The sequence below is a fragment of the Gilvimarinus japonicus genome, from assembly GCF_042847215.1.
Classification (GTDB): Bacteria; Pseudomonadota; Gammaproteobacteria; order Pseudomonadales; family Cellvibrionaceae; genus Gilvimarinus; species Gilvimarinus japonicus.
Genome location: NZ_AP031500.1, coordinates 4,059,204 through 4,073,100, shown reverse-complemented (window position 1 = coordinate 4,073,100; position 13,897 = coordinate 4,059,204). Strand labels below are relative to the sequence as shown.

The following is a 13,897-nucleotide window of genomic DNA, read 5'->3' as shown; positions in this document are numbered from 1 at the left end:
ATCTTTATTTAATCTAAACAATAAATATTATGAGCAAAACACGCCGCTATCAAATTACCCCCCTCATTATGCTCGCGCTTATTGCCCTGTGCGTGATGCTGTTTGCCGCGCTGGTTATGAGTAAAACCGATCAGGGTAAAACTCATGTGGCGGGTGAGGCGGTAACGGCTGAGCAGTTTAAATGGCGCATGGTTACCACGTGGCCAAAAAACTTTCCGGGCCTGGGCACCACCGCCGAAAAATTCGCCAGTATGGTTGGCGATATGAGCGGTGGCCGGCTGACCATTCATGTGCATGGTGCGGGCGAAATCGTACCGGCCATGGGGGTGTTTGACGCAGTCTCATCCGGCAGTGTCGAGATGGGCCACGGCGGCGCTTATTACTGGCGCGGTAAAGCGCCCGCTAGTCAGTTTTTTACCACTGTGCCGTTTGGCATGAACGCCCAAGAGATGAACGGCTGGCTGTCGCACGGTGGCGGTATCGAGCTGTGGCGCGAAGTCTATGAGCCATTCAATGTTATTCCGTTTCCCTCGGGCAATACCGGCATTCAAATGGCCGGCTGGTTTAATAAAGAGATTAATACTTTAGCCGATTTGCGCGGATTAAAAATGCGCATTCCAGGATTGGCAGGCGAAGTGTTTAACCGCGCTGGTGGCACCTCGGTTAATATCCCTGGCGGCGAGCTCTACACCGCTATGCAAACCGGCGTTATTGATGCCGCCGAGTGGGTTGGCCCCGCCAACGATTTAGCCTTTGGCTTTCACCAAGTGGCTAAATATTACTACTACCCAGGCTGGCACGAGCCGGGCTCCACCATGGAGCTGATTGTGAACAAAAGCGCGTTTGAGGCATTGCCTAACGATTTGCAAGCCATCGTTACCTACGCCGCACGCGCCGCTAATCAGGATATGCTCGATCAGTACACCGCTACCAACAACGCCGCACTGGAAACCTTGGTAAACGACCACGGTGTCGAGCTGCGCCGCTTACCCGATGAGGTGCTCCAAGAGTTACGCCGCATCACCGAGCAAGTGTTTATCGAGCAAGCCGAGCAAGACACCATGTTCGCCAAAGTGTGGCAATCCTACAAAACCTTTCAGGCCAAAGCCGCGGCTTGGCATAAAGTGTCTGAGCAGACGTATTATAAGGTGAGAGAGGAGACGTCGCAGTAGCAAAACGTAGCTACTGCAGTCAGCTTCATCAACCACTTTAATTTCACTGCTCAGGAAAATCAGGGCGGATTTTTATGCGATGTGGAGGCTTCCCAAAGCCTCTTATATCTGGCGTTTCTATGCAGGTATATTCCAAGTTACCTATGAAAAATAGACGCTCTGAATCGTTATATTATTTATCTAGAGTAAGTGTTATTCGGGACTGACCCAGAGGCACCTTATCACGAAAATTTTAAACTAAATGGTTTCACTACGTAAACCAGTTCTGGAAGCTAAAACCTGATCAAGCGAAACGCAAGGATGACGTATGAAAAACGCGGTAACTATTTTACTTACTATATTTTCCCTAGCCAATTGCATTATCGCAACGGCAGAATCGAAAGATAAAACGTGGGAGGATGTTCAAATTCAGGTTGCCTCCATTACTGACATAAATGATCAGTTTTATAAATCTATCAATATTTTTACGGCAGAAAGGTACCCGTATCAAGGCTCTGGCTGCAAAGTCATCAACGGTGATTCTATTGATGAGATACAAGGTTCAGAGGTTGTTCACATTAAAGGCAACTTGAGGTCAGATATAATTTTAGATGCTCATAGCGAGCTAGTTGTGGGTAAAGATGTTATGCCAGGTGTAAAAATACACGTGAATGGCCTTGCTAGGATATTTGTTGGTGGTGATTTTAAAGGAAAAATAATTGCACAATCGTCTTACTCTTTGCATGTAATGGGAAGTCAGGTGGGAGTCTTGACCACGGGAAGCCCTAGCACCAACGTCATAGTTCATGGTGATTTCAGCGGTAAAATGTATCCTAATGAAGGCGATGGATCTTTAGCCTCACTACAGGTTTACGGATTTACCGACATAGCTGTTATCAAAAACATTTTCTCTCGCAAGTATACGCAGCTTAATGGCGCTTTTTATAACAGTAATGTTGAGCCGGGAATATATCAAGCCAGTCGGGACTCTTTAGCTTTGTATACGGTTGTTAATAGAAAGAAGTGAACTTTTAGTCAGGTCATTCATTTCATACTCTAGTTTTAGTGCTATAAACTTCATCGATGATGTTAGGCAGGCGTGGGTACCTGTTGCTGGTTCAGTGTTTGGTGCATTACTTTGAAATACCAAGATCGGCATAGATGTGCGTATTGCTTAGAATTTACTTCTATTTCGGATCAGTATTGTCGGGGCTGTGGTGATGATATCTGCAATAAAAAAGCAGGTGATGCGTGCGAAATCCAACGAATTGCAAAGGTAATGTTCCGTCGATGATTTTAGTTTTCGAGTTTGTGCTCGCCGTTATTGGTTTTTTCTAGGCGCCCAATGCATAATGCCTTGTGTCATTACCTGACTGCAAGGTCCGTTTTTGCAAGCGCGGCCTAGTTGGATTTATTCCTTAGCCGGTTTCAAAGGTTCTTATCGCCCTATTATTAGCCTTCGCAGACAGAGCCACTCAAGAAGAATGCACATTGAACACCCAATCAAATAGCTGGACGGTTTGCCCTGAATGCCAAGGGCGCGGTCAAAAAGTCCGTCGGCTTCGTAAAAAAGTGCGGCTGCGCTACCAGCGGGAGTTGGATGAATTTGTCCGGCTTAACCGCGAGGGGTTGGCGCCTGTTCGCCCTAAGGGGCATCTGGATGACTGCGCCCATTGTGGCGGCTCGGGTTTGGTGTATTCGGCGAGCCGCCCGGTGGCGGATGCCGAACATTACCCGCACGTGGCGATCATTGGTGGTGGTATTGGCGGCGTTGCTTTGGCGCTTGCCTGTTTGCACCGCCGAATCCCGTTTACGCTTTACGAGCGAGATAGCGGTTTTAATACTCGTTCGCAGGGTTACGGCCTGACATTACAACAAGCGAGTAAGGCGATTGCGGGGCTGGGACTTTTTACTTTAGACGATGGGGTGGTTTCTACGCGACATTTGGTTCACACGACTGAGGGAAAAGTGCTGGGCGAATGGGGCGTAAGAAAGTGGAAGGCCGGGAATACGAGTGCCGCAACGAAACGAACCAACGTGCATATTGCCCGGCAGTCATTGCGTTTAGCGCTGCTGGATGAGCTAGGTGGCGGTGATGAAGTGCGTTGGGGGCACCGGCTTATTGGTGTTAGGGAAGCTGACAGTGGCGGTGTCGATTTAAGTTTTCAGGTGGGCAGTGTGGTCGAGCATACCAAGGCCGACTTGGTAGTCGGGGCCGATGGTATTCGCAGTGCGGTGCGTCAGCTATTGATCGGCGAAAGTGTGACCCCTTTACGCTATTTAGGTTGTATTGTGATTTTGGGTATTTGTCCGCTGGCGGATTTGGGCGGCCTTGCTCATGACTTGCTAGACTCTGCCACGGTATTTCAAACGGCCAATGGTAATGAGCGAATTTATGTAATGCCCTATACCGCCGACTCTGTAATGTGGCAGCTTAGTTTTCCTATGCCAGAGAGCGAGGCCATAGCGCTGAGCAACCAAGGCGCTCAAGCCCTAAAAGATGAAGCTTGCCGTAGAACACCGTGGCACGACCCTATCCCGCAAATTTTAGCGGCGACTAAAACAGCGCTGGTTTCGGGTTACCCTGTGTACGACCGCGCATTACTTGAGCCCGAACTGTTGCAGACATCAGCGCAGATAACATTGATTGGCGATGCGGCACACCCTATGAGCCCGTTTAAAGGCCAGGGCGCAAATCAGGCGCTTCTTGATGCGTTGGCACTGGCTCGGGCGATAGCAATAGGTTGCAGGCCTTTATCTAATTGGCGTGAGGCGGGCTTGCGGCAAAGTGTACTAACGCAGTTTGAAGCTGAGATGTTAGCGCGCAGCGCTATTAAGGTGCAAGACTCAGCCGCCGCGGCCCAGTTTTTACACTCCGATACCGTGCTTTATGAAGGTGATGAGCCGAGAGGCCGTTGTTTAACAAAAAAGAGCATAGACAAGTAAAATGTCAGTAACGGCAGAATAATTTTGATGCTTTCTCGCCGTACGGTGTTGCGTTACCGTTGATTCTTTTCCGGGGGGGGTTAAAAGATATATTGAGTGCCTTCAGAAGAGGCGCTCTGTTAAGGTTTGTTGGTTGGATGACTTTGTTTTAGACTCTCGTTGCTTTATGTAAATGGGGCAATACGCTCTAGAATGCATGCAACTGTTTTCGTCAGTTGTTTTATTGTGGATAAATTAAAATAATGGATAGAGGTTTTACTTTTTAGATACCTCATCATAAGGATGTAACAACCATGAATAAATTGCTCATATCTTTTCTCTGTACCTTTGGCTTATTAAGTGTCGCACACGCCTATGAGCTTATTGAGCCTGTTGCAACAGAGGATAACATGCCTTGCTGGAGCAATTCTTTTCCCGAATACACTGAAATAATTGGCTATTCAAGTCTTGGTCATGTGTTTATGCGCTCTGCGGAACAAAGCGACTATGTTGTTCTTCATCCCTTTAATGCAGCCGCAAAGTCATATGGTGTTTTTGCCAGTGTCAAAGCATTTGAAGAGAAAATCTTACGCGAGGAATCGTTTGAGCTGTTCGTTTTAAGGTCGGATCATGTCAACGAGGTTGCAGAGAAACTAGGGCCGCTACAGAAAGAAGAAGTTTACATACCCACGCCATATCCATTTTTAGGCGGTGACGAGGCCGTGGATTCCTACAGCAAAGGAAACATCTGGATAATGTTAGATATTGTCGGACAGTTTCACGATGTGTGCACATAGATAGCGCAGCATCATAACCTTGACGGTGCGGCTTTTTAAGTCGCTATTTTTTGCCTTCGCAGGCGTTGAGATTTTATCAGGTTTTGCTACCAAGATATGGCAAGGTAGCGCTGCCCACTTGTTAAATCTTTACTCGTTTCTCCAATACTATAGGTTGGGTACACTTGGGTGACCGTTAAGGTTACGCCTTCAGCTTGTAAGGTCTTATATTCAGGAGGGTACGGCCATGTGTATGAGGTATTGCTTAAACCGGGAAAGTTCCATCCGCTCTGATCGTTAATATCCAGTTTATCCCCTACTTTTACACCATGATTGGCACCGGCGAATAAGTACAGGGTGTTGCCTGGTTCAGCAGTATTGAGTTGAGCGGGAACCATAAACGGCTGGCAATTGATTTTTTCTCCCAGATCATTCACAGAGCTTTCTATCAGTGAGTTAACCACGTCGCCGTATGCCGTGGTCCAGAATCGAGGCGTGCCGAACCCCGTTATCTCGGTATAGTTGGCGTTCCAGAGCCCAATGTCAGAATAACTTTTATCAAAAATAGGCGCACCAGATAGGCCATCATAGACGACCATTCTAAAGGAAAAATGTCTGGCTCTGCTGTCTTCTTTTACCTTGTTGGATTTTGTCGAGGTGAAAAAGTTGGAAATCGCGCGGGTGAATTTTGCCCCGTGAGTCTGGCGATAGTAATCATCGGGATAAAGCATAGACATATCGAGGATCGAACCGGAAACCACGAGTTGTACTTGGTACTTTTTTGCCAGATTTTTTACGGTCTCGGACGTGGGAAAGTTAGAGCTTGCATAGCGGGTACGATTTGTCAGAAAAACGGATGGCTCGTCTTGCACAATAACATTGTAAGCAGGGTACAGCCGCCGAGACAGCTCGGCTGAAAAGTCTGCATCGATATTGTGTAGCTGACCTACCCGAGAAGATTCCGGCCGCTCCCGGGGAAACCCCGTAAATAACACGTCTTTATGATAATGAAGGCTCTGAGACGATCTGCAGTCTTGTATATCAGATACCACAGCCCGTATTGATACAACATAGAGGCCGTTGCCTTGATGTTCATCCAGGACCTCGATATCGCTGATGTTACCCCGTGTTCGTAAGTTGACCCGGTCGCTCACCAATACACCGTTGCTAACACCGGTTTGGCTATTCACTTGGCCACCGGATTTGATGAGTGCATTCCTGATGGCGTCGTCATAGGCGCTCAGCCTGGAGGCGTGAAGATCACTGCCCAGTGGCGCTCGGCCTTCGGCTGTAACTACATCGCCATAGGCGTGCTGCCAGCCGCATAGGAGCAGCATCAGTGGAACAACCCACCCTAGTGAGCGCATTTTTTGCTGCCGGTTCATTCAGCCCACGCCCAGCCTTGGCCGCTGCCGATATCGTAATGCGAGTCTGCTGTGGATAAGGTGCTTATGCGGTTTTTTGGATTGGGGTTATCAGCTGTTTTTGTCGTCGGTGTTTTGGGCACGGGGGCTGCAGAAAAACTCTGAAAGAACTCCTGATCAAGCGTCAACGACAAGGTGGTTTCATAGTAGCCTTGATTGGTTAGCCCTTGCGAGATGATCTTGGAGCTCTGGATATAGCTATCGACTACGGCGCGCAAGTGGTCATAGTTAGTCACAAAGTCAGCCACCTTTGTCGACGCCGAAAGTTGAACCCCCTGAACCCGCTCGGCTAAGGTTCGGTAGGCGTCTACTTCTGAGGCCCTCATCGCCATAAGCATTTGTTGCGGTTTGTTTTGGGTGTGATCGTTGGGTGCCCCATAACCCGTGACGGTAATAATCAGTGATTCCGATCTATTGCTGGTATGAGTAAACTTGGTTGAGCTTTGGGCGCTTGCGCTTTCGCCTGCCTGGGTGCTCCCCTCCCCGCTTGCGCACAGAGTGCACCTCAGTATCCCACAGCCATTTAACGCCACCAGCAGCAGCGACACGGCCATAAGTGACCCCGCACGAACGACAAGCCTTTCCATATCAATATCCTTTAATGAATCTAAAAAAGCTATCGACCGGAGGTTGCATACCTTTAGCGCAGATATAAAAAATGAACGCTAATAACTGTTTGGCAGTGTTGCGGTGGGAATAGGCAAGTTGTGAACGCTTGCGTTGCGTTTGTGCTCTCGCTAAAAGGCACTGGTCGTGGTTGGAGCAACCGCGTTCTATAACACTAAAGGAGAGCTGTATATGGCATTGTTGCTGGCCATAAAAAAGGCCGCCCTTGTTTAACAAGGGCGGCCTTGCTAGCGTCTGATGTGCGTTTTACTGACGAATACCTTCGATGTGCAAAGTAAGCTCGACCACTTGTGAAGCGGGGCCTAAATCTTTGGTGATGCCAAAGTCTTTCATGCGAATTTCGGCTTCGCCTTCAAAGCCGACGCGGTAACCGCCCCAGGGATCTTTACCCTCGCCGACTTTCTCGACTTCGATGGTGATTTCTTTGGTGACGCCGTGCAGGGTTAAGTCACCGACAATATCAAACTCTTCGCCGCCGTCGTCAATGTCGCTGATGCGCTTGCTGACGAATTTCGCTTCGGGGTATTTCTCCACCTCTAAGAAATCGCTGCCGCGCAAGTGTTTGTCGCGCTCAGCGTGGTTGCTGTCGACACTGGTGGTGTCGATGGTCACGTTGATGCTGCTGGCTTCGACGTTTTTGGGGTCGTAGCTAAAGTCGCCGTTAAAGTTGTTAAAGCGCCCCAGCAACCAGCTATAGCCCAAGTGCTGCACTTGAAAGTTGATCGAGGCGTGCGCCCCTTTGGTGTCGATTACGTAGTCGGCGGCCATGCTTGAGCTAGCGGCGACGGCGCTACTGGCGATGATTACGCCGGCTAATGTTTTCTTCATCCAACCATTTGCTACTAACATTGCGTTCTCCTTAAGTGTAAATAAAAGCGTTACTGTGTCGTCTCAGATTTAACGGGTTTAAGCATGCGCATTAACGTGCGGTCGCGAAATAGAAAATGATGGGCCAGCGCAGCTAAGCCGTGAATACCGGCCAAAATAACGATAAGCCAGGCAAATATCCGATGGATAAAACCGGCAAGGTCGACTTGCGCCGGGTCGATTTGCACAAACACCGGAAAGCTGACCCAATTAAACAGCTGCGGGCCTTTGCCTTCGGCACTGTTAATGAGGTAGCCGGTGATTAACAGTGTCAGCAATAGCGCGTACAGCGCAATTTTCATGGCCTCGGCGGCGAGGTGCTGCCACTTAGTGGTGCCGGCAACGGCTTTTGGTTTGGGGTTAAATAACCGCCAAGCAAGCCGGCACAGCGTGAGCAACAACAACAGTAGGCCAATACTGACGTGCAGCGCCGGACCTTTGTGGTACCAAGGGTCGTAGTAGCTAAGGTCGACCATATAGATGCCGAGGCCAAACATAAAGACAATGGCGATTGCGCTCACCCAGTGAATGGCGATGCTGATGAGTCCAAAGCCACTGCGGTTGTCTTTGAGCATGTTGCCGAATCCTTAGCCCTTGGGTGTGTTAGCTTTTAGTGTTGGTTACGCTATCAAAGCTCGTGGCGTAGTGCGGTTAAGATTTGTTCGTTAAACGCGCTTTTGTCCGAGAAAACCAACAAAAATTGTCAGTTTTCTGGTCGTTGCGCAGCCTGTTAACAAATCTTCTGCAACCACGGCTAATCGCGCGGCACTGGACGGGTGCGGCCGTTGTCATCGATGGCGACATAGACAAACTCACCCTCGGTCACTTTGGCGACTTCACCAGTGTTGGCGATTTTAATCCATACCTCAATGGTGATGTGAATCGACGAGCGGCCAACATCGGTGGCATCGGCATAGACGCTAACGGTGGCGCCGATGGGTACGGGGCGTAAAAACGCCATATTGCCGACGGCCACGGTCGTAATCCGTCCGCGGGCGATTTGCTGCGCGAGGATCGCCCCGCCTATGTCCATCTGCGACATCAACCAGCCGCCAAAAATATCGCCATAGGGGTTGGTGTCGGCAGGCATAGACAGTGTTTGTAGTGTTAACTCACCGTTAGGGGTTGGATCGTCGTCGAGACCGTGCATGGCCATAGTAGGAGTACCTTGTGTTCCGTGTGCGTAATCGAGGCGTTTCAGCCTGACAGATTGCTAAATATAGCAGAGCCGCCCTGATTATTGTGTGAAGTAAAGGACAGCCGAGCAAGAAATAAGTTTACAGGAGCTACTTTGGCTGGGTGTGGCGAGCCGGCTATGTGTGCCAGGGCAATATAACTCAGCCCGCCTAGGTGGTGCCGAGGCGGACGGTTGATTAGCGCATCACCGACGGTAACCAGGTCACTAGCTGCGGCCACAGTGCCAATGCTGCCAGCAAACACAATTGCAGGGCAATAAACGGCGCGACCCCGCGATATATGTCGGCGGTGGCAACCGAGTCAGGTGCCACGCCCCGCAAGTAAAACAGGGCAAAACCAAACGGCGGGGTTAAAAACGACGTTTGTAGGTTGATGGCAATCATAATGCCCAGCCAGATCGGGTCGATGCCCATGGCCAGCAGCACGGGGCCGACAATCGGCACCACGACAAACGTGATCTCGATAAAATCGAGAATAAAGCCCAGCAGAAAGATTACCAGCATCACCACCAGTAGCGCACCTATGTGCCCGCCGGGTAAATTGTTAAACAGCTCGTGGATCAGCTCTTCACCGCCAAAACCCCGAAACACCAGTGAGAACAGCGACGCGCCGAGCAAAATGGTAAAGATCATGGCGCTAATGCGGGTGGTCGAGCGCATCACGTCTAGCAGTCGCTCGCGGGTTAACTGTCGCTGACCGGCGGCCAGTATCATCGCCCCCATGGCGCCTACGCCGGCGGCCTCAGTGGGTGTGGCAACGCCGGTAAGAATAGAGCCTAACACCAGCGTAATAAGCACCAATACCGGCACCAGCGATAACCACAAGCGCCCACCGGTGGGCGCGCTGGGTAGGTCGGCGTCGCTTTCTAAATCGTGCGGTAAACTGGGCGCTTTTTGCGGAGCCAAGCGGGCTACCGCCAACAGGTAGATGATGTACAGCCCCACCAGCAGCAGTCCGGGAATCACCGCCCCGACAAATAAATCGCCCACCGACACGGTTTGTAAATTAAGCACACCGAGGCGCAATTGCGCCTGTTGGTAGGCGCTGGAGAGTACATCGCCCAACAGCACCAAGGCGATAGACGGTGGAATAATTTGCCCCAAGGTGCCCGTGGCGCAAATGGTGCCGGTGGCCAGCGACGGGTGATAGCCGTGACGCAGCATAGTGGGCAGTGACATTAAGCCCATGGTGACCACGGTGGCGCCGACAATACCGGTGCTGGCCGCAAGCATGGCGCCCACTAAAATAACGGACAACCCCAGCCCGCCGGGTAAACGGCCACAGGCGCGTGCCATATTGCCTAGCAGCGTTTCGGCAAGGCGAGATTTTTCGAGCATCACCCCCATAAACACAAATAAAGGCACGGCTACCAAGGTGTAGTTACTCATAATGCCGTAAATACGGCTGGGGAAGGTTTGCAACAGGGCCGGGTCGAACACGCCGGCAATAATGCCGCCGCCGGCAAATAACAAAGCGACACCCGCCAGCGTAAAGGCCACCGGGTAGCCCAGCATTAACACCAGGCACACCAGCGCAAACATCCACAGTGGCAAAAACTCAATGAACATGATGGGCTCCGCCAGCGCTAGCTTGTGGGCTGGCAATCAGTGTCCAGCTGGCGCGAACTAACTCGGCTAGTGCTGCGAGGGTGAGCGATACAGCAAACACCAGCACCAGCGATTTTAATAGGTAAACATAGGCGAGGCCGCCGGCATCGGTAGAGCGCTCGGCTACCTGCCAGGAGCCGGTCACAAAATTAAGGCTGATCCAACCGACAAATATCGCAAATGGCAGGGTAAACACAATCGCGCCTATGGCATCGATCCACGCTTGCGAGCGGCGCGAAAAGCGCCGGTACAGCACATCGACCCGAACTTGCGCACCGTGCTTAAGGGCGTAGCCCGCCCCCAGCAAAAAAACCGCGGCGTGCATATAGGTGACGGACTCTTGCAAACCGATCGAGCCGATGCCAAACAGCCGGCGCAGTATCACCACGGTCACTGTGGCGATTACCATAATGAGTGTTAGCCAGGCGGTGCTGCGGCCGCTGATTTCGGTAATGGCGTCGAGCACTCGCAACAGGCGCGGTGGCGTGTCGGCCGAGGTGTGAACGGGCGGTGCAGATGTACTCATAGGGTCCGGACGCAGCATTTGCGCCATCGTTATTATTGTTTCAGTCAGGGTAAGCCAGCGGCAGCGCCGCTGGCTAATGGGAGGGCATTATACCGATATCGTGGCTAACCCGTTAACCCTGTGGCTGTTGCAGCTTTTGCAGCTGAGCTTTGGCGGCCTCGGCAATTTCGCCACCGCCCTGGGCCGCTTGTTGAAAGTAAGTCACGGCTTTTTGCGTATCGCCTTTTTGCAGCGCGTATTCACCTAAGTAATAACTGGCAATTTGGGTGGGCAGCAGTTGCATGCTCTTTTCCAGATCGGCCGCCGAGGCATCGGGTTTATCCAGCTGACGATAGGCCAAAGCGCGATACACATAGGGGCGGAAGAACTCAGGGTTGGCCGCAATCGATTTACCAAAGGCTTGGGCCGCGCCGTCAAAATCTTTCTCGTTAGCCTCAATGCGGCCTTTAAGCTCCCAGAACAAGTTTTCTTTGGGTTGTTTGGCAATGGCGCTGTCTGCCAACTTCTTGGCCCCGGCGACGTCCTCTTCACTAAGCGCTTTCAGCGCTTTTTGATAATCGGCGTAGGCGTCCTGATCTTTTTTAAGCTGGGCGATGGCGCGCTGGTACTCGGCACGGTTGCGCACGCCTCCGGGGTTTTCGGCGGCCATTTTTTTGTTGGCCTCGACCCGCTGCTGCGAGGGCGGGTGACTGGCAAAAAAGCTGTCCATCCAGCTGGATTGTTGGCCCTCTGAGAGCTTCACAAAGGTTTTTTGCAGCTCGACGGCGCCCTGTGGGTCGTAGCCGGCGCGCACCATATACTCAATGCCGTACTTGTCCGACTGCAGCTCTTGGTCGCGCCCGTAGCGCGCTTGCCACGCTTGCGCGCCTACGCCCAAGGCGCCCACCGCAAGGCCCGCGGCCTCGTGATCTTGGCTTGCCAACGCGACACCGGCAGCCATTAGCCCGACATTAAGCAGGGTGCCTTGGGTTTGTTGCTTGGCGCCGTGGCGCGCTGCGGCGTGGACGATCTCGTGGCCCAGCACCGCCGCCAGCTCCGATTCATCATCCAGCAAAACCAATAAGCCCCGGTTGATGGCGATTTTACCGCCGGGTAGTGCCCATGCGTTGGGGACGTTGTTGTTGAGCACCACAAACTCGTAGGGCAGCTCGCGCCGGTCGCTTACCGCGGCCAGCTTTTGTCCCACTTGGCTGACGTAGACGTTTAAGTCTGGGTCCACCACATAGCGGCCCCCTTGGGACTGTTGGCTGGGCTTGTACTGTTGCGCGCCAATGGCGACCTCTTGCTCGGCTGACATAAATGACAGCTCGTTGTTGCCGGTAACCGGGTTAACGCTGCAGCCGGTGAAAAGTATAGCTAGCGATGCCAGCAGAGCGACTTGTATCCGATGCTTCACAGATGCCTCCATTTATTCGTTGCGCGATTGGGTATTATTCATAGATACCCGGGGTATGACGGTTATAATGTCACAAATTTAACCGAACGAGGTAAACATGCAAACACTTCAGGCGGTCGAGCTGTTTGCCGGCCTGCGCCCCGATGGCCAACCAATGGTCGAGCGTATCCCGGTAAAAGTGCTGGATGATAACTCTGTGCAGCTGGTGCGTTCACCGGCCTTTATCAAGGGCGTCGCCAGCGGCGATGTGATTCGCTGCGAGCCGGACAAGCGCGAATTTGAGATCGTCACCCACAGCGGCAACCTCGCCGTGCAGGTATTTTGCAAAGGCGATATTCAGGCGCTAGCCGACCAACTGAGCGGCCCGGTGGCCAAGCTTGGGGGCGACTTAGACGTCGAGACGCCCCGCATGCTGGTGTACACCCTACACGTAAGCTGTGGCTTTACCGAGATCGAAGCGGTGTTCAACGCGATCAATGGTGATGATAGCGCGTGGCAGTACGGCAATGTTTACGATCCTGCCGACGGCATCACGCCGCTCAATTGGTGGGTGGACATTCTCAAGCCGGAATAGCCGCCCACCCGAACCCCCTAAAACCGAGAGCGAGTTTGTTTTATGTTGATGTTGATCTCTCCGGCCAAGACGCTGGATTTTGAGTCTGCCCCGGTAACCGAAAAACACACCGAGAGTGACTTTTTAGCGGACTCGCGGGCGTTGATTAAAGAGTTAAAAGCTCTGTCGCCGGCCGATATATCCGGCTTGATGCACATCTCTGACAAGCTCGGGGTGCTCAACTTTGACCGCTTTCAGGCCTGGAAGACGCCCTTTACCGCCAGTAATGCCAAGCAGGCCGTGCTGGCGTTTCAAGGAGATGTTTATACCGGGCTTGCGGCCGACACCTTTAAGGCGCGAGATTTTGACTTTGCGCAAAAGCACCTGCGCATCCTCTCGGGTTTGTACGGCTTGCTGCGGCCGCTGGATTTAATTCAGCCTTACCGCCTGGAAATGGGCACCAAATTTCATAATAGTCGCGGTGCCAACCTCTACCAATTTTGGGGCGACCAGCTTACAGAGGCCGTCAATCAGCAGCTAACAGCGCTAAAAAGCACGACTTTGGTTAACTTGGCCTCTAACGAATACTTTAAGGCCATTAAGCCTAAACAACTGGCCGGTGAGGTGATTACCCCGGTGTTTAAAGACTGGAAAAACGGCCAATATAAAATTATTAGCTTTTACGCGAAAAAGGCTCGTGGCTTAATGAGCGCTTACGCCATTAAAAGTCGGCTGACATCGGCCGAAGACCTTAAGAGCTTTGACGTCGATGGCTATGGTTTTGATGCCAAGCTGTCGTCGGAGCGCGATTGGGTGTTTACCCGCCGGGTCGATTAGGGGCTCTATGG

14 protein-coding genes are annotated in these 13,897 nt (G+C 51.8%); 6 read left to right on the top strand and 8 right to left on the bottom strand.

Annotated elements, in window-relative coordinates; all coding sequences use genetic code 11:
• Positions 1-29 precede the first annotated feature (29 nt).
• From ACGHAD_RS17325 to ACGHAD_RS17310, 4 genes are all read left to right on the top strand, one after another.
• Complete coding sequence (locus ACGHAD_RS17325; protein ID WP_382414428.1) at positions 30-1,172, top strand: TRAP transporter substrate-binding protein; 1,143 nt, start codon at positions 30-32, stop codon at positions 1,170-1,172.
• Positions 1,173-1,479: 307 nt separating this feature from the next.
• The gene (locus tag ACGHAD_RS17320; RefSeq protein WP_382414430.1) at positions 1,480-2,178 is read left to right on the top strand and encodes a hypothetical protein; all 699 of its coding nucleotides are present in this window, start codon (positions 1,480-1,482) and stop codon (positions 2,176-2,178) included.
• Positions 2,179-2,642: 464 nt separating this feature from the next.
• Entirely contained in the window at positions 2,643-4,097 is a 1,455-nt protein-coding gene (locus tag ACGHAD_RS17315; protein WP_382414432.1) for an FAD-dependent monooxygenase, read from the top strand.
• Positions 4,098-4,390: 293 nt separating this feature from the next.
• Positions 4,391-4,873, top strand: coding sequence for a T6SS immunity protein Tdi1 domain-containing protein (locus ACGHAD_RS17310; protein ID WP_382414434.1), 483 nt, complete (start codon positions 4,391-4,393; stop codon positions 4,871-4,873).
• An 86-nt stretch (positions 4,874-4,959) separates the two neighbouring features.
• On the opposite strand, the gene ACGHAD_RS17305 is transcribed toward ACGHAD_RS17310, so the two are convergent.
• The 8 genes from ACGHAD_RS17305 to ACGHAD_RS17270 all read right to left on the bottom strand — a co-directional run bounded on the left by ACGHAD_RS17305 (position 4,960) and on the right by ACGHAD_RS17270 (position 12,508).
• Positions 4,960-6,237: a flagellar assembly protein T N-terminal domain-containing protein gene (locus ACGHAD_RS17305; protein WP_382414436.1), complete on the bottom strand. Its 1,278-nt coding sequence runs from the start codon at positions 6,235-6,237 to the stop codon at positions 4,960-4,962.
• The gene (locus tag ACGHAD_RS17300; RefSeq protein WP_382414438.1) at positions 6,234-6,863 is read right to left on the bottom strand and encodes an LPP20 family lipoprotein; all 630 of its coding nucleotides are present in this window, start codon (positions 6,861-6,863) and stop codon (positions 6,234-6,236) included. Before ACGHAD_RS17300 ends, ACGHAD_RS17305 begins: the two co-directional genes overlap by 4 nt.
• Positions 6,864-7,149: 286 nt before the next feature.
• The gene (locus ACGHAD_RS17295) at positions 7,150-7,752 is read right to left on the bottom strand and encodes a YceI family protein (RefSeq protein ID WP_405002938.1); all 603 of its coding nucleotides are present in this window, start codon (positions 7,750-7,752) and stop codon (positions 7,150-7,152) included.
• A gap of 29 nt (positions 7,753-7,781) precedes the next feature.
• Complete coding sequence (locus tag ACGHAD_RS17290) at positions 7,782-8,345, bottom strand: cytochrome b (protein ID WP_382414440.1); 564 nt, start codon at positions 8,343-8,345, stop codon at positions 7,782-7,784.
• Positions 8,346-8,524: 179 nt separating this feature from the next.
• On the bottom strand, positions 8,525-8,920 hold the full coding sequence (locus ACGHAD_RS17285; RefSeq protein ID WP_339616964.1) for an acyl-CoA thioesterase: 396 nt from the start codon (positions 8,918-8,920) through the stop codon (positions 8,525-8,527).
• A gap of 223 nt (positions 8,921-9,143) precedes the next feature.
• Positions 9,144-10,535 carry a TRAP transporter large permease subunit gene (locus tag ACGHAD_RS17280; RefSeq protein WP_382414442.1) on the bottom strand — a complete coding sequence of 464 codons (1,392 nt, stop codon included), beginning with the start codon at positions 10,533-10,535 and terminating at the stop codon, positions 9,144-9,146.
• On the bottom strand, positions 10,525-11,100 hold the full coding sequence (locus tag ACGHAD_RS17275) for a TRAP transporter small permease subunit (RefSeq protein WP_382414444.1): 576 nt from the start codon (positions 11,098-11,100) through the stop codon (positions 10,525-10,527). Before ACGHAD_RS17275 ends, ACGHAD_RS17280 begins: the two co-directional genes overlap by 11 nt.
• 112 nt (positions 11,101-11,212) lie before the next feature.
• Positions 11,213-12,508 (bottom strand): M48 family metalloprotease, encoded by a 1,296-nt coding sequence (locus ACGHAD_RS17270; protein ID WP_382414446.1) that lies wholly within the window; start codon positions 12,506-12,508, stop codon positions 11,213-11,215.
• A gap of 85 nt (positions 12,509-12,593) precedes the next feature.
• On the opposite strand from ACGHAD_RS17270, the gene ACGHAD_RS17265 reads away from it, so the two are divergent.
• Both ACGHAD_RS17265 and yaaA read left to right on the top strand, forming a co-directional pair.
• Positions 12,594-13,070: a DUF4265 domain-containing protein gene (locus tag ACGHAD_RS17265; protein WP_339616842.1), complete on the top strand. Its 477-nt coding sequence runs from the start codon at positions 12,594-12,596 to the stop codon at positions 13,068-13,070.
• Positions 13,071-13,112: 42 nt separating this feature from the next.
• A complete protein-coding gene (gene yaaA, locus ACGHAD_RS17260; RefSeq protein WP_382414448.1) occupies positions 13,113-13,886 on the top strand; it encodes a peroxide stress protein YaaA in 774 nt (257 codons plus the stop codon).
• Positions 13,887-13,897: the final 11 nt, after the last annotated feature.

Coding starts and splice junctions, on each gene's coding strand:
- ACGHAD_RS17325 (WP_382414428.1), top strand. CDS start 30: ATGAGCAAAACACGCCGCTATCAAATTACCCCCCTCATTATGCTCGCG.
- ACGHAD_RS17320 (WP_382414430.1), top strand. CDS start 1,480: ATGAAAAACGCGGTAACTATTTTACTTACTATATTTTCCCTAGCCAAT.
- ACGHAD_RS17310 (WP_382414434.1), top strand. CDS start 4,391: ATGAATAAATTGCTCATATCTTTTCTCTGTACCTTTGGCTTATTAAGT.
- ACGHAD_RS17305 (WP_382414436.1), bottom strand. CDS start 6,237: ATGAACCGGCAGCAAAAAATGCGCTCACTAGGGTGGGTTGTTCCACTG.
- ACGHAD_RS17300 (WP_382414438.1), bottom strand. CDS start 6,863: ATGGAAAGGCTTGTCGTTCGTGCGGGGTCACTTATGGCCGTGTCGCTG.
- ACGHAD_RS17295 (WP_405002938.1), bottom strand. CDS start 7,752: ATGTTAGTAGCAAATGGTTGGATGAAGAAAACATTAGCCGGCGTAATC.
- ACGHAD_RS17290 (WP_382414440.1), bottom strand. CDS start 8,345: ATGCTCAAAGACAACCGCAGTGGCTTTGGACTCATCAGCATCGCCATT.
- ACGHAD_RS17285 (WP_339616964.1), bottom strand. CDS start 8,920: ATGCACGGTCTCGACGACGATCCAACCCCTAACGGTGAGTTAACACTA.
- ACGHAD_RS17280 (WP_382414442.1), bottom strand. CDS start 10,535: ATGTTCATTGAGTTTTTGCCACTGTGGATGTTTGCGCTGGTGTGCCTG.
- ACGHAD_RS17275 (WP_382414444.1), bottom strand. CDS start 11,100: ATGAGTACATCTGCACCGCCCGTTCACACCTCGGCCGACACGCCACCG.
- ACGHAD_RS17270 (WP_382414446.1), bottom strand. CDS start 12,508: ATGGAGGCATCTGTGAAGCATCGGATACAAGTCGCTCTGCTGGCATCG.
- ACGHAD_RS17265 (WP_339616842.1), top strand. CDS start 12,594: ATGCAAACACTTCAGGCGGTCGAGCTGTTTGCCGGCCTGCGCCCCGAT.
- yaaA (WP_382414448.1), top strand. CDS start 13,113: ATGTTGATGTTGATCTCTCCGGCCAAGACGCTGGATTTTGAGTCTGCC.